This window comes from Pseudomonas sp. Marseille-QA0892 (assembly GCF_054950135.1).
Genome location: NZ_CM143104.1, coordinates 3,573,830 through 3,593,073 on the forward strand (window position 1 = coordinate 3,573,830; position 19,244 = coordinate 3,593,073).

28 protein-coding genes are annotated in these 19,244 nt (G+C 58.2%); 4 read left to right on the plus strand and 24 right to left on the minus strand.

Annotation, left to right across the window (positions count from 1 at the left end):
• Positions 1–190 precede the first annotated feature (190 nt).
• Genes fdnG through fdhE form a run of 4 tightly spaced genes read left to right on the plus strand, consistent with a single transcriptional unit; the run spans position 191 to position 5,829 of the window.
• On the plus strand, positions 191–3,262 hold the full coding sequence (gene fdnG / locus ACY8D3_RS16640; RefSeq protein ID WP_462379925.1) for a formate dehydrogenase-N subunit alpha: 3,072 nt from the start codon (positions 191–193) through the stop codon (positions 3,260–3,262).
• A 13-nt stretch (positions 3,263–3,275) separates the two neighbouring features.
• On the plus strand, positions 3,276–4,196 hold the full coding sequence (gene fdxH / locus ACY8D3_RS16645; RefSeq protein WP_462379926.1) for a formate dehydrogenase subunit beta: 921 nt from the start codon (positions 3,276–3,278) through the stop codon (positions 4,194–4,196).
• Entirely contained in the window at positions 4,193–4,906 is a 714-nt protein-coding gene (locus ACY8D3_RS16650; protein ID WP_462379927.1) for a formate dehydrogenase subunit gamma, read from the plus strand. The genes fdxH and ACY8D3_RS16650 overlap by 4 nt, the downstream gene beginning before the upstream one ends.
• Positions 4,903–5,829 (plus strand): formate dehydrogenase accessory protein FdhE, encoded by a 927-nt coding sequence (gene fdhE, locus ACY8D3_RS16655; RefSeq protein WP_462379928.1) that lies wholly within the window; start codon positions 4,903–4,905, stop codon positions 5,827–5,829. Before ACY8D3_RS16650 ends, fdhE begins: the two co-directional genes overlap by 4 nt.
• Before the next feature lie 71 nt (positions 5,830–5,900).
• On the opposite strand, the gene katG is transcribed toward fdhE, so the two are convergent.
• The 24 genes from katG to rpsS all read right to left on the minus strand — a co-directional run bounded on the left by katG (position 5,901) and on the right by rpsS (position 19,235).
• Complete coding sequence (katG, locus tag ACY8D3_RS16660; RefSeq protein WP_462379929.1) at positions 5,901–8,198, minus strand: catalase/peroxidase HPI; 2,298 nt, start codon at positions 8,196–8,198, stop codon at positions 5,901–5,903.
• Between the two features lie 175 nt (positions 8,199–8,373).
• On the minus strand, positions 8,374–8,760 hold the full coding sequence (rplQ, locus tag ACY8D3_RS16665) for a 50S ribosomal protein L17 (protein ID WP_462379930.1): 387 nt from the start codon (positions 8,758–8,760) through the stop codon (positions 8,374–8,376).
• A 44-nt stretch (positions 8,761–8,804) separates the two neighbouring features.
• Positions 8,805–9,806, minus strand: a complete 1,002-nt coding sequence (locus ACY8D3_RS16670) for a DNA-directed RNA polymerase subunit alpha (protein ID WP_462379931.1) — start codon at positions 9,804–9,806, stop codon at positions 8,805–8,807.
• A 22-nt stretch (positions 9,807–9,828) separates the two neighbouring features.
• Positions 9,829–10,449, minus strand: coding sequence for a 30S ribosomal protein S4 (gene rpsD / locus ACY8D3_RS16675; RefSeq protein ID WP_462379932.1), 621 nt, complete (start codon positions 10,447–10,449; stop codon positions 9,829–9,831).
• A 16-nt stretch (positions 10,450–10,465) separates the two neighbouring features.
• Positions 10,466–10,855: a 30S ribosomal protein S11 gene (rpsK, locus tag ACY8D3_RS16680; RefSeq protein ID WP_003281811.1), complete on the minus strand. Its 390-nt coding sequence runs from the start codon at positions 10,853–10,855 to the stop codon at positions 10,466–10,468.
• 30 nt (positions 10,856–10,885) lie between these two features.
• Positions 10,886–11,242 carry a 30S ribosomal protein S13 gene (gene rpsM, locus ACY8D3_RS16685; protein ID WP_090213056.1) on the minus strand — a complete coding sequence of 119 codons (357 nt, stop codon included), beginning with the start codon at positions 11,240–11,242 and terminating at the stop codon, positions 10,886–10,888.
• Between the two features lie 132 nt (positions 11,243–11,374).
• On the minus strand, positions 11,375–11,491 hold the full coding sequence (gene rpmJ / locus ACY8D3_RS16690) for a 50S ribosomal protein L36 (protein WP_003281814.1): 117 nt from the start codon (positions 11,489–11,491) through the stop codon (positions 11,375–11,377).
• A 27-nt stretch (positions 11,492–11,518) separates the two neighbouring features.
• Complete coding sequence (gene secY / locus ACY8D3_RS16695; RefSeq protein ID WP_462379934.1) at positions 11,519–12,847, minus strand: preprotein translocase subunit SecY; 1,329 nt, start codon at positions 12,845–12,847, stop codon at positions 11,519–11,521.
• Positions 12,848–13,282 carry a 50S ribosomal protein L15 gene (gene rplO, locus ACY8D3_RS16700; RefSeq protein ID WP_462379935.1) on the minus strand — a complete coding sequence of 145 codons (435 nt, stop codon included), beginning with the start codon at positions 13,280–13,282 and terminating at the stop codon, positions 12,848–12,850.
• Between the two features lie 3 nt (positions 13,283–13,285).
• Entirely contained in the window at positions 13,286–13,465 is a 180-nt protein-coding gene (gene rpmD, locus ACY8D3_RS16705) for a 50S ribosomal protein L30 (RefSeq protein WP_462379936.1), read from the minus strand.
• Between the two features lie 2 nt (positions 13,466–13,467).
• Entirely contained in the window at positions 13,468–13,968 is a 501-nt protein-coding gene (gene rpsE, locus ACY8D3_RS16710; protein ID WP_462379937.1) for a 30S ribosomal protein S5, read from the minus strand.
• A 3-nt stretch (positions 13,969–13,971) separates the two neighbouring features.
• Positions 13,972–14,322, minus strand: coding sequence for a 50S ribosomal protein L18 (gene rplR, locus ACY8D3_RS16715; protein WP_462379938.1), 351 nt, complete (start codon positions 14,320–14,322; stop codon positions 13,972–13,974).
• Between the two features lie 10 nt (positions 14,323–14,332).
• Positions 14,333–14,866 (minus strand): 50S ribosomal protein L6, encoded by a 534-nt coding sequence (gene rplF / locus ACY8D3_RS16720; RefSeq protein WP_462379939.1) that lies wholly within the window; start codon positions 14,864–14,866, stop codon positions 14,333–14,335.
• Positions 14,867–14,878: 12 nt separating this feature from the next.
• Positions 14,879–15,271: a 30S ribosomal protein S8 gene (rpsH, locus tag ACY8D3_RS16725; protein WP_462379940.1), complete on the minus strand. Its 393-nt coding sequence runs from the start codon at positions 15,269–15,271 to the stop codon at positions 14,879–14,881.
• A gap of 162 nt (positions 15,272–15,433) precedes the next feature.
• On the minus strand, positions 15,434–15,739 hold the full coding sequence (gene rpsN / locus ACY8D3_RS16730) for a 30S ribosomal protein S14 (protein WP_462379941.1): 306 nt from the start codon (positions 15,737–15,739) through the stop codon (positions 15,434–15,436).
• 12 nt (positions 15,740–15,751) lie between these two features.
• On the minus strand, positions 15,752–16,291 hold the full coding sequence (gene rplE, locus ACY8D3_RS16735) for a 50S ribosomal protein L5 (protein ID WP_462379942.1): 540 nt from the start codon (positions 16,289–16,291) through the stop codon (positions 15,752–15,754).
• A gap of 20 nt (positions 16,292–16,311) precedes the next feature.
• Positions 16,312–16,626, minus strand: a complete 315-nt coding sequence (rplX, locus tag ACY8D3_RS16740) for a 50S ribosomal protein L24 (RefSeq protein WP_462379943.1) — start codon at positions 16,624–16,626, stop codon at positions 16,312–16,314.
• Between the two features lie 12 nt (positions 16,627–16,638).
• A complete protein-coding gene (gene rplN, locus ACY8D3_RS16745; protein WP_003289207.1) occupies positions 16,639–17,007 on the minus strand; it encodes a 50S ribosomal protein L14 in 369 nt (122 codons plus the stop codon).
• Positions 17,008–17,029: 22 nt separating this feature from the next.
• Positions 17,030–17,296, minus strand: coding sequence for a 30S ribosomal protein S17 (gene rpsQ / locus ACY8D3_RS16750; RefSeq protein WP_462379944.1), 267 nt, complete (start codon positions 17,294–17,296; stop codon positions 17,030–17,032).
• A gap of 2 nt (positions 17,297–17,298) precedes the next feature.
• Positions 17,299–17,490 (minus strand): 50S ribosomal protein L29, encoded by a 192-nt coding sequence (rpmC, locus tag ACY8D3_RS16755; RefSeq protein ID WP_462379945.1) that lies wholly within the window; start codon positions 17,488–17,490, stop codon positions 17,299–17,301.
• Positions 17,490–17,903: a 50S ribosomal protein L16 gene (rplP, locus tag ACY8D3_RS16760; RefSeq protein WP_462379946.1), complete on the minus strand. Its 414-nt coding sequence runs from the start codon at positions 17,901–17,903 to the stop codon at positions 17,490–17,492. Before rplP ends, rpmC begins: the two co-directional genes overlap by 1 nt.
• Before the next feature lie 12 nt (positions 17,904–17,915).
• Positions 17,916–18,602: a 30S ribosomal protein S3 gene (rpsC, locus tag ACY8D3_RS16765; RefSeq protein WP_462379947.1), complete on the minus strand. Its 687-nt coding sequence runs from the start codon at positions 18,600–18,602 to the stop codon at positions 17,916–17,918.
• 11 nt (positions 18,603–18,613) lie between these two features.
• Positions 18,614–18,946 carry a 50S ribosomal protein L22 gene (rplV, locus tag ACY8D3_RS16770; protein ID WP_003103908.1) on the minus strand — a complete coding sequence of 111 codons (333 nt, stop codon included), beginning with the start codon at positions 18,944–18,946 and terminating at the stop codon, positions 18,614–18,616.
• A 13-nt stretch (positions 18,947–18,959) separates the two neighbouring features.
• Positions 18,960–19,235, minus strand: a complete 276-nt coding sequence (rpsS, locus tag ACY8D3_RS16775) for a 30S ribosomal protein S19 (protein ID WP_462379953.1) — start codon at positions 19,233–19,235, stop codon at positions 18,960–18,962.
• Positions 19,236–19,244: the final 9 nt, after the last annotated feature.

The window sequence follows — 19,244 nt, forward strand, 5'->3', positions numbered from 1 at the left end:
CCAGGCGGCGCTCAGGCGTTGCAATCCGCGGGATACAGCGCAGCGGCGGTCGCCTCCAAACGGGCACGAACGGTCTAATTCGGCGCCTGGCTTGCCGTGTGACCCGTCGATTGGATGTCAAATTGAAGGGAACGACAGGGAACTCTTAGGACACGAACCTCATGACCGTGATGTGCCTGGAGTATTTTCAATGTCTGTCCGAGTTTCGCGAAGAAGCTTCTTAAAATTAAGCGCGACCGGCGTAGCGACATCCAGCATGGCCATGCTGGGCTTCGCCCCCGAACCCGCGCTGGCGTCGATTCGCCACTTCAAACTTACCGCTGCCACTGTGACCCGCAACACCTGTACGTACTGTTCCGTAGGCTGCGGCATGCTGCTCTATACGCGCGGCGACGGAAGCATCAACACAGTGGGCGAGATTTACCACGTTGAAGGTGATCCGGATCACCCGGTCAGCCGCGGCTCGCTATGCCCGCGTGGCGCAGGCGTGCTCGACTTCATCAAGAGCGAATCGCGCCTCTCCCACCCCGAGGTGCGCGAACCCGGCACCAACGAGTGGAAGCGCATCAGCTGGAACGAGGCGCTCGATCGCATCGCCCGGCACATGAAAGATGACCGCGACAAGAATTTCGTAACGCGCGACCAACATGGGCATGTGGTGAACCACTGGACAACGACCGGGTTCTTGGCCGCGTCGGCAACGTCCAACGAGACGGCTTACTTGACTCAGCGCGTTGTGCGCAGTCTCGGCATGGTGGCAATCGACAACCAGGCACGCGTTTGACACGGACCGACGGTGGCAGGTCTTGCCCCAACATACGGTCGCGGTGCGATGACGAATTCCTGGACGGACATCCGTAACGCCAACCTGATTCTCTCAATGGGAGGAAACTCCGCTGAAGCACATCCTGTGGGATTCCGCTGGGTCGTGGAAGCGAAGGAAAAGAACAACGCCAAGCTGATCTCGATCGACCCCCGGTACACGCGCACGGGCGCAGTGGCGGACTACCGCGCCACCATCCGTACGGGTACCGACATTGCCTTCATGGGCGGACTGATCAACTACCTGTTGACCACCGACCAGATCAATCACGAATACGTGAAGGCGTACACTGACGTTGCGATCATCGTGAAGGAAGACTACGGCTTCCACGACGGGCTGTTCTCCGGCTACAAGCAGGACGACGTGCGCCACTATGAAAAGTCGAGCTGGAGCTACGAGTTCGGCGAAGACGGCATGGTGAAGGAAGACCCGACGCTCCAGCATCCACGCTGCGTGTACCAGCTGATGCGCCAGCATTACAGCCGCTACACCATCGACATGGTCGAGCGTATCTGCGGGATCACCAAGGATCAGCTCGAACACATCTGGGGCTTGATCGCCGAGACTGCCGCAGACAACAAGACCATGACGATCCTGTACGCACTGGGCTGGACACAGCATTCGGTGGGCGCGCAGATGATCCGCTCCGGGGCCATGGTCCAGATGCTCCTTGGCAACATCGGCCAGTTGGGCGGGGGCGTGAACGCTCTGCGCGGGCACTCCAACATCCAGGGGCTTACCGACCTCGGACTGCTCTCCAACCAGCTGCCTGGCTACATCCGACTCCCCTCGCACGAGGAGCAGGATTTCGACGGCTATATCGAGCGCCGTGCCAAGCAACCGCTGCGCCCCGGGCAGGTTTCGTACTGGAAGTACTTCAAGCGCTTCCATGTCAGCCTCATGAAGTCCTGGTTCGGCGATGCGGCGACAGCAGAAAACGATTGGTGCTACGACTGGCTACCCAAACTGACGGAACCGCTTTACGACGTACTCCACACCATCGAGCGCATGCATAACGGTGAGATCACCGGCTACATGTGCCAGGGCTTCAATTTCCTGGCGTCCTTCCCGAACAAGACCAAGAGTCTGGAAGCGATGTCGAAGCTCAAGTACCTGGTGGTGATGGACCCGCTGGACATCGAGACGACGGAGTTCTGGAAGAACCACGGTGAGCTGAACGACGTCGACCCCTCGCAGATACAGACTGAGGTGTTCCGCCTACCGACGACGTGCTTTGCCGAAGAAAACGGCACGATTGTAAACAGCTGTCGCTGGTTGCAATGGCACTGGCGTGCAGCGCCGCCGCCCGGCGAGGCGCGTCCAGACGTCGCCATCATGGCCGGCATATTCCATCGGCTACAGCAGATGTATCGCGATGAAGGCGGCGCTTTCCCCGACCCGATCCTCAACCTCACGTGGCCCTACCCCAATCCGGAAGAGCCGAACCCCGAGGACATCGCTCAGGAGTACAACGGACGTGCACTGGCTGACCTGCCAGGGCCGAACGGGACAATCTCCCACAAGAAGGGCGACCTCCTCGACGACTTCGGCTTCCTCGCGGATGACGGCAGCACGGCATGCGGATGCTGGATCTATTCCGGCGCCTGGACACGTGCCGGCAACAATATGGACCGGCGCGACAACGCCGACCCGTACAACGTCGGCGTCACGCTCGGCTGGGCATGGTCCTGGCCGCTCAACCGGCGGATTCTCTACAACCGTGCCAGCGCCCGGCCAGACGGTACTTCGTGGGCGCCCGAGAAGCGGCTCATCTGGTGGAACGGTGAACGTTGGGCAGGCCCAGACGTACCAGACTTTCCCTGGACGTCACCACCCGAGGCCAACGCCGGTCCGTTCATCCTCAATCAGGAGGGTATTGGGCATTTCTTCGCCGGCAGCATGATGGCCGAGGGTCCATTCCCCGAGCACTACGAGCCCTTCGAGTCGCCGCTGGATCGCAACCCGCTGCATCCGAACAATCCGGCTGCGAAAAACAATCCGGCCGCGCGAGTGTTCGAGAAGGACCGAGCGCAGTTCGGGACGCGTCACGAGTTTCCCTATGCCGCGACAACTTACCGGCTGACCGAACATTTCCACTTCTGGACGACGCACTCGCTCCTCAATGCGATTGCGCAGCCGGAGAAGTTCGTGGAAATCGGTGAAGATCTGGCAGAGGAGCTCGGCATCAAGGGCGGCGACGTGGTGAAAGTCACCTCCAAGCGTGGCTATATCAAGGCCAAGGCCGTGGTGACCAAGCGCATCCACAAGCTGCAAATCGATGGGCAGACGGTGCACCAGGTCGGTATTCCGATTCACTGGGGCTTCAAGGGGGTCGCACGCAAGGGGTTCCTGACCAACTCGCTGACGCCCGTCGTGGGCGATGCCAATACGCAGACACCAGAGTTCAAGTCGTTCCTGGTGAACGTCGAGAAGGCATGAGGAGACCGGAATCATGAGAGGCGATCAAATCAACCTTCAGAACATCGTGCGGCGTTCGGCCACGACCGAAGCGTCGCCGCACGAGCGCGACGGTGGCGTGGCGCAGGTGGCCAAGCTCATCGACATCAGTCGCTGTATTGGCTGTAAGGCATGCCAGGTGGCCTGCTCTGAGTGGAACGACCTGCGCGACGAGGTCGGCACCTGCGAAGGCAGCTACAACAACCCGGCGGATCTGAGCCCGAACACGTTCCAGCTCATGCGTTTTGATGAGTACGTGAACGAGCAAGGCACGCTGGAATGGCTGATCCGCAAGGATAACTGCATGCATTGTGCCGAGCCGGGCTGCCTCATCGCCTGCCCGGCACCAGGCGCAATTGTGCAGTACGCCAACGGCATCGTGGACTTCAACTCCGAGCACTGCATCGGCTGCGGTTACTGCGTTGCCGGCTGCCCCTTCAACATCCCGCGTATCTCCAAGAAGGATCAGAAAGCGTACAAGTGCACGTTATGCTCGGACCGGGTGTACCACGGCTTGGAGCCGGCGTGTGTGAAGTCGTGCCCCACGGGCGCCATCATGTTCGGCACCAAGGAGGACATGACCGAACACGCGCACATGCGCGTCGGCCAGCTCAACGATCGCGGTTACGCGAACGCTGGGCTGTACGATCCGGAAGGCGTAGGCGGTACGCATGTGATGTACGTGCTGCAGCACGCCGACAAGCCTGAGATCTATAGCAACCTGCCGAAGGATCCCCGCATCAGCCCCATGGTGGGTATGTGGAAAGGCATCACCAAGCCATTGATGTCGATGATGCTGGGCCTGACCGCGCTGGCCGGGTTCGCGCACTACATCACCAAGGGGCCCAAGGAAGAGCCTGAGGACACACCAGACGAGGAAATCCGCGAGGAAGCGCGTGAGGAGGATCGCAAATGACGCCGTCGAGTAACGAAAAGGGCATCCTGCGTTACAGCACGTTCAGTCGCCTGAACCACTGGATCATTGCGATCACCTTCGTGTGCCTAACGCTGAGCGGACTGGCGTTCTTCCATCCGTTCTTCTTCGATCTGACCGCGCTGTTCGGCGGTCCGACAATGGCGCGGATTCTCCATCCGTTCATTGGTGTCGTGATGTCGGTGTTCTTCTTCATCATGGCTGTGCGCTTCTTCAAGGTGAACTTGTTCAAGCGCCACGACATCGAGTGGGTCAAGCACCTGGGTGATGTACTGAGCAACCGCGATGAACTCGCACCGCCAATTGGTGCGAACAATCCCGGGCAGAAACTGGTGTATTGGCTGATGGTGCTGAGTGTGCCGGTTTTGCTTATCTCCGGCTTTTTCATTTGGCGCCCCTACTTCGCCGACATCCTGCCGCGCGAGTGGCTGCGCTTCTCTGTCCTGGTCCATGCGTACGTTGGGTTCTTGGCGATCGTCACCCTGATCATCCACGTCTATTCGGCGATCTGGGTAAAGGGGTCGTTCCGTGCGATGACACAGGGCCGTGTGAGCCGTGCCTGGGCCAAGCATCACCATCGGCTGTGGTATGACGAAATTGTCGAGCAGGAGCGCAGGGAGAAAAGCCGACCGGATGGCAGTCCTACGGCTGCGATGAATGATCATCACCAGCCGTCGAAGGGAACGCCATGAGTCACGAATACGGAAGCTCACCCACGGGGATCATGGATCCCCATCCGGTCGTATTGCCTGGAAAGGACGTTTTTTCGTTCCGTGCAAGGCGCTTGAAGGCGTTGTCGGACAAAGGCGGCGAGATGGCCGAGTACCTCGGCTTCATGGCAAGGCTGGTACAGGCGCAAGACATCGTACTGACGGAGCACACCGCCGCTTGGGTGCCTGGGCCCGAAGCATTTTCCCTCGCCCTCGAGCATGGAATGCCACCGTTGGGCGTTGATGCCTTGCGGCGAGACGTGGACTGGCCTTCGGAGCTTTCCGCTCTGCTCGACATCCTCGAGCCTCGCCTGGCCGAGCAACAGCGGCCCCGTGTCGCCATCCTGCGCAACGCAACCCGGGAAAAGCTCGATGCGCTCGCCGAACAGATCCTGAATGGGGAATCGGGCTCGGCCGAGGATCGCGCAGCGATGCCTTTCGTTTCCGCTGCCCTTCAGATTGCCTGGGTACGTATGGCGTATGTCCTGCCCAAACCTCCGGGGCGGCCAGCAAAGGATTCGCGTGCGTTGTGCCCGTGCTGCGGCTCAGCGCCTGCCGTGAGCTACATCCATGTGGACAAGGAACGAAGCGGCGTCCGGTATCTGCATTGTGGGCTTTGCTCGACTGAATGGTACCTGGAACGGTCACGCTGCAGCGTTTGCGACGGCAGTGGTCATATTCGGTACCTCAGTCTTGAAGATGAAGGTGGCAAGCAAGCGGGTCCGGTCAGTGCGGAAGTATGCGGCGACTGCAACAGCTACCTTAAGATCGTTACGCGCGAATTTCATCTGTCAGCCGAACCACTGGCTGATGATCTTGGCAGCTTGCCGTTGGACTTCGCGCTAGCCGAAGCGGGCGAGTTCGATCGGAGCGGTTTCAACCCGTTGCTGATCGTCGGCGAATAGTCATGGCGTGGATGAGCCCTTGAAACGACGAAGCCCCGCAAATGCGGGGCTTCGTCGTACTACACGATGACTTACTTCAGATCGAAGCGGTCCAGGTTCATCACCTTCGTCCAGGCAGCGATGAAGTCTTGAAGGAACTTCGCTTCTGCGCCCTCACCTGCATAGACTTCCGCGAGCGCCCGGAGGATGGAGTTCGAACCGAACACCAGATCGACCCGAGTGGCCGTCCACTTCAACTCACCGGTCTTGCGATCGCGTCCTTCGAACAGCTCGCGGTCATCCGAAACGGCCTTCCACGCCGTATCCATGTCCAGCAGATTTGCAAAATAATCATTGGTCAACATGCCTGGGCGCTTGGTGAACACCCCGTGCTGGGCGCCGCCGAAATTGATGTTGATCGCACGCAATCCGCCAATGAGCACAGTGAGCTCAGGCGCCGTGAGCGTCAGCAACTGCGCCTTATCGATCAGCAACGCTTCTGCTGGCACGCTGTAACAGTTCTTAAGGAAGTTGCGGAAACCATCCGCAACCGGCTCCAGCACAGCAAAGGATTCCACATCTGTCTGGTCCTGGGATGCATCCATACGACCGGCGGCAAATGGAACTTCAACCGCATGGCCGGCTGCCTTCGCGGCCTGCTCTATACCGGCCGATCCAGCTAGCACGATAAGGTCAGCCAGCGAAACCTGCTTACCGCCAGCGTTCGCGCTATTAAACTCAGTCTGGACCGCTTCCAGTGCGCGGAGCACCTTGGCCAGCTGCTCAGGCTGGTTCGCAACCCAGTCCTTCTGAGGCGCAAGGCGAATGCGTGCCCCGTTGGCGCCACCTCGCATGTCAGAACCACGGAAAGTAGATGCCGATGCCCAGGCGGTACCCACGAGTTCGGAAACCGAGAGCCCGGATGCGAGCACCTTGGCCTTGAGCGCCGCGATGTCATCCGCCTCGACCACCGGATGGTTGAGCACAGGGATAGGGTCTTGCCAGATCAACTCTTCAGCTGGGACATCACTGCCGAGGTAACGGGCGCGCGGCCCCATATCGCGGTGTGTCAACTTGAACCAGGCACGTGCAAAAGCGTCAGCGAAGGCGTCCGGGTTCTCGAGGAAGTGCCGAGAAATTTTTTCGTAAGCAGGATCCACACGCAGCGAGAGATCAGTTGTCAGCATCGTTGGGCGGTGCGATTTCGACGCGTCGTGCGCATCAGGAATGACGTTCCCAGCGTCCTTCGCGACCCACTGATGCGCGCCGGCCGGACTCTTCGTTAACTCCCATTCATACTTGAAAAGGTTCTCGAAGAAGTAGTGGCTCCATTCCGCGGGCGTCTGCGTCCAGGTTACTTCAAGGCCGCTGGTGATCGTGTCGCCACCCTTGCCGCTACCGAACGAGTTCGCCCAACCCAGGCCCTGGTTTTCCAGATCACTCGCCTCTGGGTCCGCACCGACGTGTTCTGCAGCACCTGCACCGTGCGTTTTACCAAAGGTATGGCCACCCGCGATCAGCGCAACGGTTTCCTCGTCATTCATTGCCATACGTGCAAACGTTTCGCGAATGTCATGAGCAGCCGCGACCGGGTCAGGATTGCCTTCAGGGCCTTCAGGATTCACGTAGATAAGACCCATCTGGACCGCCGCGAGCGGGTTCTCGAGGTTACGACCCTGGCTGTCCGTCCTGTCCTGTTCGTGGCCATGCTGAGACGCATCGGCGGTCACAGCGCCACGGTCACCCGGCGTTTTACCGTAACGTTCATCGCCGCCGAGCCAGGTTTTCTCGACGCCCCAGTAGACGTCCTGATCCGGCTCCCACGTGTCGGCACGACCGCCAGCAAAACCGAAGGTCTTGAAGCCCATCGATTCAAGGGCGACATTACCGGTAAGAATTAGGAGGTCGGCCCAAGAGATACTCTGACCGTACTTTTTCTTGATCGGCCAAAGCAGACGGCGGGCTTTATCGAGGCTGACGTTGTCCGGCCAGCTGTTCAGCGGGGCGAACCGCTGCTGCCCGCGGCCCGCGCCCCCGCGACCGTCACCGGTACGATATGTCCCTGCGCTGTGCCAGGCCATACGGACAAAAAGAGGCCCGTAATGCCCGAAGTCGGCCGGCCACCACTCTTGGGAGTCAGTCATCAGAGCGCGAAGATCGCGCTTGACTGCCTCTAGGTCGAGCTCGCTGAACGCTTTGCTGTAATCAAAACCTTCACCAAGCGGATTACTCTTGGACGAGTGCTGATTCAGCAGATCCACCCGAAGCTGGTTGGGCCACCAATCACGGTTGGTTGTACCGGAACCCGCGGTGTGCGTCACCGAAGCTGAACCCTCAGCTTTCTTGATATGGCCTGAAAACGGGCATTTGCCTTCCGTACTGTCGCTCATGGCTTTTCCTCATTCAATGTGGACTGCTGACCCGTCTGGGCCAACCATGAGCAGAAGTTTAAAAGCGGAGCGGCCGCTAGATACAATTTATTAGGCGAACATACCTAATAGATTTTCACTTTTACTGCAGACATAAAAAAAGCCGAGCAAAAGCCCGGCTTTTTCTTGAAGCGCTTTACTCGGCGGTTTCAACCTGCCCGGAAACCGGACGGTCAACCAGCTCGACAAAAGCCATCGGTGCGTTGTCACCCGCGCGGAACCCGCACTTCAGGATGCGAAGGTATCCGCCCTGACGGTTGGCATAACGCTTGCCGAGGTCGTTGAAGAGCTTACCCACAGCCGCTTTGGAGCGAGTGCGGTCAAACGCCAGGCGGCGGTTTGCAACGCTGTCTTCCTTGGCCAGGGTAATCAGCGGCTCAGCAACGCGGCGTAGTTCCTTGGCTTTCGGCAGAGTAGTTTTGATCAGCTCATGCTCGAACAGCGACACTGCCATGTTCTGGAACATGGCCTTGCGGTGAGCGCTGGTGCGGCTGAGGTGACGGCCACTTTTACGATGACGCATGGTTCAATTCCTTACCAAACTTTCTCGTTCGGTGATGATGACGATCAGGCCGTGGCCTTATCGTCTTTCTTCAGACTTGCCGGAGGCCAGTTGTCGAGGCGCATACCCAGCGACAGACCGCGCGAGGCCAGAACGTCCTTGATCTCGGTCAGGGACTTCTTGCCCAGGTTCGGCGTTTTCAACAGCTCTACTTCAGTGCGCTGGATCAGGTCACCGATGTAGTAAATGTTTTCTGCCTTAAGGCAGTTGGCCGAACGGACGGTCAGCTCGAGGTCATCGACTGGACGAAGCAGGATCGGATCGATCTCGTCTTCCTGCTCGATAACCACTGGCTCGCTGTCACCCTTGAGGTCCACGAAAGCAGCCAACTGCTGTTGCAGAATGGTTGCGGCGCGGCGAATAGCCTCTTCAGGATCGAGCGTGCCGTTGGTCTCGAGGTCGAGAACCAGCTTGTCCAGGTTGGTGCGCTGCTCTACACGAGCGTTTTCAACAACGTAGGCTACGCGGCGTACGGGGCTGAAGGATGCGTCCAATTGCAGACGGCCAATGCTACGGCTTTCGTCTTCGTCGTTCTGGCGAGCATCAGCAGGCTCGTAACCACGTCCACGGGCAACGGTGAGCTTCATGCTCAGCGAGCCATTATCGGACAGGTTTGCGATGACGTGATCGCCGTTGACGATCTCGACATCGTGATCCAGCTGAATGTCTGCAGCGGTGACAGGACCTGGACCTTTTTTGTTCAGCGTCAGAGTCACTTCGTCACGGCCGTGAAGCTTGACCGCCAGACCTTTCATGTTGAGCAGGATTTCAATAACGTCTTCCTGCACACCTTCGATCGCGCTGTACTCGTGGAGCACACCATCGATCTCGACCTCGACCACAGCGCAGCCAGGCATTGAGGACAACAGGATGCGGCGCAGCGCGTTGCCCAGGGTATGGCCGAAGCCACGCTCGAGCGGCTCGAGCGTGATCTTGGCGCGGGTTTGACTGACCGCTTGCACATCGATGTGGCGAGGGGTCAGGAACTCATTTACCGAACTCTGCATGGATTGCACCTATTTCTAGCCCTTACTTGGAGTAGAGCTCGACAATCAGGTTTTCGTTGATGTCGGCAGAAAGATCGCTACGTGCCGGCACGCTTTTGAAAACACCGGACTTCTTCTCAGCGTCTACATCAACCCACTCTACGCGGCCACGCTGTGCGCACAGATCGAGCGCCGAGGCGATGCGAAGCTGGTTCTTCGACTTCTCACGGACGGCCACAACGTCACCTGGCTGAACCTGGTACGAAGGAACGTTCACGGTCTTGCCGTTGACGCTGATGGTCTTGTGGGACACGAGCTGACGGGACTCTGCGCGGGTAGCGCCAAAGCCCATACGATAGACGACGTTATCCAGACGCGACTCGAGCAGTTGCAGCAGGTTCTCGCCGGTAGCACCCTTACGACGGGCTGCTTCCTTGTAGTAACCGCTGAACTGGCGCTCAAGCACACCGTAGATACGGCGGACTTTCTGCTTCTCACGCAGCTGGGTGCCGTAATCAGACAGACGGCCACGGCGAGCGCCGTGCTGGCCTGGAGCCTGTTCGATGTTGCACTTGGATTCGAGCGCGCGCGCACCACTCTTCAGGAAGAGGTCGGTACCTTCACGACGGGACAGTTTGCACTTGGGACCAATGTAACGAGCCATTTCTCACTGTCTCCTATTACACGCGACGCTTCTTCGGCGGACGGCACCCGTTATGCGGGATAGGCGTCACGTCGGTGATGCTGGCAATCTTGTAGCCGCAGGCGTTAAGAGCACGCACAGCGGATTCGCGACCCGGGCCTGGGCCTTTGACGTTCACGTCAAGGTTTTTCAGACCGTATTCCAGAGCGGCCTGACCGGCACGTTCAGCAGCAATCTGAGCTGCGAACGGCGTGCTCTTACGGGAACCGCGGAAACCGGAACCACCGGAAGTGGCCCAGGACAACGCATTGCCCTGACGGTCCGTGATGGTCACGATAGTGTTGTTGAAAGACGCATGGATATGGGCGATCCCATCAACCACTGTCTTTTTGACTTTCTTACGAGGACGAGCTGCTGGCTTAGCCATGACTTAATTCCTGTCGATTCGCGGACGCAATTACTTGCGGATCGGCTTACGCGGGCCCTTACGGGTACGCGCGTTGGTCTTGGTACGCTGGCCATGAACAGGCAAGCCACGACGATGGCGAAGACCGCGATAGCAGCCCAGGTCCATCAAACGCTTGATGTTCATGTTGATTTCACGACGCAGATCACCTTCGGTGGTCAGCTTCGCGACTTCGCCACGCAGTTGCTCGATCTGCTCGTCAGAGAGATCCTTGATTTTCGCAGCCGGGTTTACGCCGGTAGCGGCGCAGATGCTCTGCGCAGTGGTGCGACCAACACCATAGATGTAGGTCAGCGAGATAACAGTGTGCTTGTTATCCGGAATGTTTACGCCTGCAATACGGGCCATTCAGTGAAACTCCAAGTGACAGCTACCCACGCCCCGGAAGCCAAGAAAAGGGCGCGAGATTCTAGCGCTGTAATAAAAGACAATCAACCCGGCAGCGCACTAGCTGCCGGGCTCACAACGCGTGACTCACACTCAGCCTTGGCGCTGCTTGTGACGCGGCTCCGCGCTGCAGATCACTCGTACGACGCCGTCGCGACGGATGATCTTGCAGTTACGGCACAGCTTCTTAACCGATGCACGAACTTTCATCACCAACTCCTCGAACCTTACGGGAGATCAGCGGAGCATGCCGCTGCCGTAACCCTTCAGGTTTGCCTTCTTCATCAGGGAATCGTACTGATGCGATACCAGGTGGGATTGCACTTGCGACATGAAGTCCATAACCACCACGACTACGATCAACAGCGACGTCCCGCCAAGATAGAACGGCACGTTGGCCGCAACCACCAGAAACTGGGGAAGCAAGCAAACTGCCGCCATGTACAGAGCACCGAACATGGTCAAGCGGGTCAGGACGCCATCGATATAGCGCGCCGACTGCTCGCCGGGACGGATACCCGGAATGAACGCACCGGATTTCTTCAGGTTTTCCGCTACATCCTTCGGGTTGAACATCAACGCGGTGTAGAAGAAACAGAAGAAGATGATCCCAGCGCTGAACAACAGGATGTTCAATGGCTGCCCAGGAGCGATCGCCTGCGATACATCCTGCAGCCAGCCCATGCTCTCGGACTGACCAAACCACTGCCCCAAAGAAGCAGGGAACAACAGGATGCTGCTAGCGAAAATAGCCGGAATCACACCCGCCATATTCACCTTGAGCGGCAAATGGCTGGTCTGCGCCGCGAACACCTTACGCCCTTGTTGACGCTTCGCGTAATGAACCGCGATACGTCGCTGACCGCGCTCGATAAACACCACGAACGCGATGATCGCCACCGCCAACAGGCCGATGACGATCAGAGCAAAGATGTTGATGTCGCCTTGGCGGGCCGACTCGAACGACTGCCCGATCGCAGCAGGCAAGCCTGCGACGATACCGGCGAAGATGAGCATGGAAATACCATTGCCTACACCCCGCTCGGTGATCTGCTCGCCAAGCCACATCATGAACATCGCGCCCGAGACAAACGTTGTCACCGCCACAAAGTAGAAGCCGAAATCGGAGGCAAACGCGACGCCTTGACTGGCCAAGCCTACGGACATGCCGATCGCTTGAACAAACGCCAGAACCAGCGTCAGGTATCGCGTGTACTGGCTTATCTTCCGACGGCCAGCTTCGCCTTCCTTCTTCAATTGCTCCAACTGCGGGCTGACCGCCGTCATGAGCTGCATGATGATCGACGCCGAGATATACGGCATGATCCCAAGCGCAAAGATGCTCATCCGCTCCAGTGCACCACCGGAGAACATGTTGAACAGGCTAAGGATGGTCCCCTCATTCTGCCGGAACAGTTCAGCGAGACGATCGGGGTTTATGCCCGGAACAGGGATGTGCGCACCAATTCGGTAGACGATGATCGCCAGGAACAGGAAGCGCAAACGAGCCCAAAGTTCGGACAAGCCGCCGCCGCTCAACGCGGAGAGAGCACCTTGTTTAGCCATTTATTCCTCGAACTTGCCGCCAGCGGTTTCGATGGCTGCACGCGCACCCTTGGTGGCAGCGATGCCTTTCAGGGTGACCGCGCGGGTGACGTCGCCCGACAGCACGACTTTCACGCGCTGTACGTTGCGACCAATGACGTTCGCGTCCTTGAGAGACTGGACCGTCACGACATCACCTTCAACCTTGGCCAGTTCGGAAGTACGAACTTCAGCTCGGTCGAGCGCCTTGAGCGAAACGAAGCCGAATTTTGGCAGACGGCGATGCAAAGGCTGCTGACCACCCTCGAAACCGGGAGCGACCTTACCACCGGAACGAGAAGTCAGACCCTTGTGACCACGGCCGCCGGTTTTGCCGAGACCGCTACCGATACCACGACCGGGACGCAGCTTCTCGCGGCGGGCACCAGGCGCGGAACGCAGATCGTTCAGTTGCATGGATTAACCCTCCACACGCAGCAGATAGTAAGCCTTGTTAATCATGCCGCGATTCTCAGGAGTGTCCTGAACTTCAACGGTGTGATTGATGCGACGCAGGCCGAGGCCCTTGACGCAGGCTTTATGGTTGGCCAGACGGCCGTTCACGCTCTTGATCAGCGTGACTTTGACGGTGTTAGCCATGATCAGAGAATCTCCTCGACACTCTTGCCACGCTTGGCCGCAACGGAGTCAGGGGACTGCATGTTCTTCAGACCCTTGAACGTTGCGTAAACCACGTTGACCGGGTTGGTCGAACCGTAGCACTTAGCCAGAACGTTCTGCACACCGGCAACTTCCAGAACGGCACGCATTGCGCCGCCAGCGATGATACCAGTACCTTCCGATGCTGGCTGCATGTAGACCTTGGAAGCGCCATGTGCAGACTTCACAGGGTACTGCAGAGTGGTACCGTTCAGATCGACCTGGATCATGTTGCGGCGTGCCGCTTCCATCGCCTTCTGGATCGCAGCAGGAACTTCGCGAGACTTGCCGCGACCAAAACCCACACGACCTTTGCCGTCGCCGACCACAGTCAGTGCGGTGAAGGTAAAGATGCGACCACCTTTGACGGTCTTGGCTACACGATTAACCTGTACCAGCTTCTCGATGTAACCTTCGTCGCGCTTCTGCTCGTTGTTTGCCATAACTTAGAACTCCAGCCCGCCTTCACGAGCAGCGTCGGCCAGTGCCTTAACACGACCGTGGTACTTGAAGCCGGAACGATCGAACGCCACCTGAGTGACCCCAGCGGCCTTCGCGCGCTCAGCCACCAGCAGGCCGACTTTCTTGGCCGCCTCGACGTTTCCGGAGGCGCCTTCGCGCAGCTCCTTGTCCAAAGTCGAGGCGCTGGCCAGGACCTTGCCGCCGTCGGCCGAGATGACCTGGGCGTAGATGTGCTGGGAAGAGCGGTACACGCAGAGGCGTACAGTTTCCAGCTCGCGCATCTTCAGACGTGCTTTGCGAGCACGACGCAGACGAGTTTCTTTCTTTGCGCTCATTTGCTATGCCCTACTTCTTCTTAGCTTCTTTACGACGGACGACTTCGTCGGAATAGCGGACACCTTTGCCTTTATAAGGCTCAGGGCGACGGAAGTCGCGGATTTCCGCTGCGACCTGACCGACCAGCTGCTTGTCGATACCCTTGATCAGGATGTCGGTCTGGCTGGGGGTTTCCGCGGTCACGCCTTGCGGCAGTTCGTAGTCCACCGGATGGGAGAAGCCGAGTGCGAGAGAAAGGACCTGGCCTTTGGCCTGAGCCTTGTAACCAACGCCAACCAGCTGAAGCTTGCGCTCGAAGCCTTGGCTGACGCCGATTACCATGTTGTTTACCAACGCGCGAGTCGTGCCGGCCATGGCCTTGTTCTGCTGGTCACCATTACGTGCAGCGAAGCGAAGCTCGCCGCTTTCCTGGGTGACTTCAACCGAAGGATGAACACGGAGATCAAGCGACCCCTTCGCACCCTTGACGGACAGCTGCTGGCCAGCAAGATTTACTTCTACGCCTGATGGCAACTTGACGGGGTTATTAGCTACGCGAGACATGGCTATCCCCCCTTAGAACACGGTGCAAAGCACTTCGCCACCCACGCCAGCGGCGCGTGCAGCGCGATCAGTCATCACACCTTTGTTGGTGGAGACGATCGAAACACCGAGACCGCCGCGCACTTTAGGCAGCTGATCGACGGACTTGTACTGGCGCAGACCTGGACGACTGCTGCGCTTGAGCTCCTCGATGACCGGACGGCCTTCGAAGTACTTGAGCTCGATGGAAAGCTGCGGCTTGGCGTCGCTGCTAACCTGGTATCCCGAGATGTAACCTTCGCTCTTCAGAACGTCGGCTACTGCCACCTTCAGCTTGGAAGACGGCATGCTAACCACGGTCTTCTCAGCCATCTGGGCATTACGGATACGAGTTAGCATGTCCGCTAACGGGTCCTGCATACTCATGGGCTTGATGCTCCTAACTACAAAAAGAAAGGCCTTTCGGCCTCGTTTTCCGAGCCGCCACAAACATGCAGGCTCAGAAGAGCCGGTCATTCTAGTGACGACCCATAAATGAATCAAGCCCCACGAGGGGGCTTGATTGTTACACCGACGAACTGCTTGCCGTTACCAGCTGGCTTTCACCAGACCGGGAACGTCGCCGCGCATGGCGGCTTGGCGCAGCATGTTACGCGCCAGACCGAACTTACGGTAAACACCGTGAGGACGGCCGGTCAGGCGGCAACGGTTACGCAGGCGTGCAGCGCTCGCATCGCGAGGCTGTTTCTGCAGTGCCACCTGAGCGTCCCAACGTGCTTCCGCACTGGTTTCGGGGCTGGCGATGATTGCTTTCAGCTCGGCACGCTTTTTAGCGTACTTAGCTACCGTACGCTGACGCTTCAGCTCACGGTTCTTCATGCTCTGCTTGGCCATGTCCTACTCCAATCAGTTGCGGAACGGGAAGTTGAACGCACGCAGGAGCGCACGGCCTTCGTCGTCGGAACGCGCAGTGGTGGTCAGAGTGATATCCAGGCCACGGAGTGCGTCGATTTTGTCGTAATCGATTTCCGGGAAGATGATCTGCTCTTTGACACCCATGCTGTAGTTACCGCGGCCGTCAAACGACTTGGCGTTCAGACCACGGAAGTCACGAACGCGCGGCAGCGAGATCGACAGCAGGCGATCCAGGAATTCGTACATGCGGTCACGGCGCAGGGTTACCTTAACGCCGATAGGCCAGCCTTCACGAATTTTGAAACCTGCGATCGACTTGCGAGCGTAGGTAACAATGGGCTTCTGGCCGGTGATCTTCTCGAGATCGGCAACAGCGCTTTCGATGACTTTCTTGTCACCAACAGCTTCGCCCAGACCCATATTCAGGGTGATTTTGGTAACGCGCGGAACTTCCATCACGTTCGCAAGCTTCAACTCTTCTTTCAGCTTGGGCGCGATTTCCTTCCGGTAAATCTCTTTTAGTCGTGCCATGGTCATTTACCTAGCGATGCTCAAGCATCGACCGCTTTTTGGGTCGACTTGAAGACACGAATTTTCTTGCCATCTTCAACCTTGAAGCCGACGCGATCAGCTTTGCTGGTCTCGGCGTTGAAAATAGCCACGTTAGAGACGTGCAGCGGCGCCTCTTTCTCGACGATACCGCCCTGGATACCGGCCATAGGATTGGGCTTGGTATGGCGCTTGACCAGGTTGACCCCGCCAACGATCAGACGATCGTCAGCGAGAACCTTCAGCACCTTGCCACGCTTGCCCTTGTCTTTGCCGGCGATGACGATGATCTCGTCGTCACGACGAATCTTTTGCATAGCGGCTTCTCCTTACAGCACTTCAGGTGCGAGCGACACGATCTTCATGAACTTCTCGGAACGAAGCTCACGTGTCACTGGCCCGAAGATACGGGTACCGATGGGCTCCTGCTTGTTGTTCAGCAGGACGGCAGCGTTACCGTCGAAACGGATGATCGAACCATCCGGGCGACGTACGCCGTGACGGGTACGGACCACGACAGCAGTCATGACCTGGCCCTTCTTCACTTTGCCGCGAGGAATTGCTTCCTTAACGGTTACCTTGATGATGTCACCGATACCGGCATAGCGACGATGCGAACCACCAAGGACTTTGATGCACATAACGCGACGAGCACCGCTGTTGTCAGCGACGTCGAGCATGGATTGAGTCTGAATCATATCTTTCTCCGACCCTTAGTCCTTAGACTTCCACGGCACGTTCGACGACTTCTACCAGTGCCCAGGTCTTGGTTTTGGCCAGCGGACGGGTCTCACGAATCGTGACCTTGTCGCCGATCTTGCACTGGTTGGTTTCGTCGTGAGCATGCAGCTTGGTCGAACGCTTCACGTATTTGCCATAGATCGGGTGCTTGACGCGACGCTCGATCAGTACGGTGATGGTCTTGTCCATCTTGTCGCTGACGACGCGGCCGGTCAGCGTACGGACGGTTTTCTGGGCTTCAGCCATGATCACTTACCTGCTTGCTGGTTGAGCACAGTTTTCACGCGAGCGATGTCACGCTTCACTTGCGAGAGCAGGTGAGACTGCCCCAACTGGCCAGTTGCTTTCTGCATACGCAGATTGAACTGGTCGCGCAGCAGGCCAAGCAATTGCTCGTTCAGCTGCTCGACGGACTTTTCACGAAGTTCTTTCGCTTTCATCACATCACCGTCCGCTTAACAAAGGAGGTGGCAAGCGGCAGCTTCGCGGCTGCCAAGGCGAACGCCTCGCGCGCCAGCTCTTCGGATACACCCTCGATCTCGTAGAGAACCTTGCCCGGCTGGATCTGGGCTACCCAGTACTCGACGCTACCCTTACCTTTACCCATCCGGACTTCCAGAGGCTTTTTGGTGACAGGCTTATCGGGGAAAACACGGATCCAGATCTTACCGCCACGCTTTACGTGACGGGTCAGCGCACGACGCGCCGCTTCGATCTGACGCGCAGTCAAACGACCGCGACTGGTCGACTTCAGCGCGAACTCACCGAAGCTAACCTTGCTACCGCGCTGAGCCAGACCACGGTTGTGGCCGGTCATCTGCTTGCGGAATTTTGTACGCTTTGGTTGCAACATTTGGCGTACCCCTTATTTAGCAGCTTTTTTACGAGGCGCTGGCGCTTGCGGCTTGAGCTCTTCCTGGCGGCCACCAATGACCTCACCCTTGAAGATCCAAACCTTGACGCCGATCACACCGTACGTGGTGTGCGCTTCGTAGGTGGCGTAATCGATATCGGCACGCAGGGTGTGCAGCGGCACACGACCTTCCCGATACCACTCGGTACGCGCGATTTCCGCACCACCAAGACGACCGCTCACCTGGATCTTGATGCCCTTGGCACCAATACGCATGGCGTTCTGCACGGCGCGCTTCATTGCGCGACGGAACATCACACGACGCTCCAGCTGCTGGGCTACGCTCTGAGCGACCAACATCGCATCGAGCTCCGGCTTGCGGATCTCTTCGATATTGATGTGCACAGGCACACCCATTTTCTTGGTCAGGTCCTGACGCAGCTTCTCAACATCCTCACCCTTCTTGCCGATCACGATGCCGGGACGAGCGGTGTGGATAGTGATGCGTGCGGTTTGAGCCGGACGATGGATATCGATACGGCTTACGGACGCGCTTTTTAGTTTGTCTTGGAGGTACTCACGAACCTGCAGGTCGGCAAGCAGATAATCAGCGTAGTTGCGCTTGTCTGCGTACCAGACGGAGGTGTGCTCCTTGACGATTCCCAGGCGAATGCCAACGGGATGTACTTTCTGACCCATCTGAGACTCCGTTACTTGTCCGCAACCTTGACAGTGATATGGCAAGACCGCTTGACGATGCGATCAGCGCGGCCTTTGGCACGCGGCATGATGCGCTTCAGCGAACGCCCTTCGTTGACGAAAACGGTGGAGACCTTCAGGTCATCCACGTCTGCGCCTTCGTTGTGCTCAGCGTTGGCCACGGCCGACTCCAGCACTTTTTTCATGATCTCGGCGGCCTTCTTACTGCTGAAGGCCAGGAGGTTGAGCGCTTCGCCCACCTTCTTCCCGCGGATCTGGTCGGCGACCAAGCGGGCTTTCTGGGCGGAGATTCGAGCGCCCGACAGCTTAGCGGCTACTTCCATCGTTCCTTACCCCTTAGCGCTTGGCTTTCTTGTCAGCCGCATGCCCGCGATAAGTACGGGTAGCAGCGAACTCGCCGAGTTTGTGGCCGACCATATCCTCGTTGATAAGAACAGGGACGTGCTGGCGACCGTTGTGCACAGCAATGGTCAGACCGACCATTTGCGGCAGGATCATCGAACGGCGCGACCAGGTTTTCACCGGCTTGCGCTCGTTCTTTTCTACCGCGACCTCGACCTTCTTCAACAGGTGAAGATCGATAAAAGGACCTTTTTTCAGCGAACGTGGCACAGTCGTATC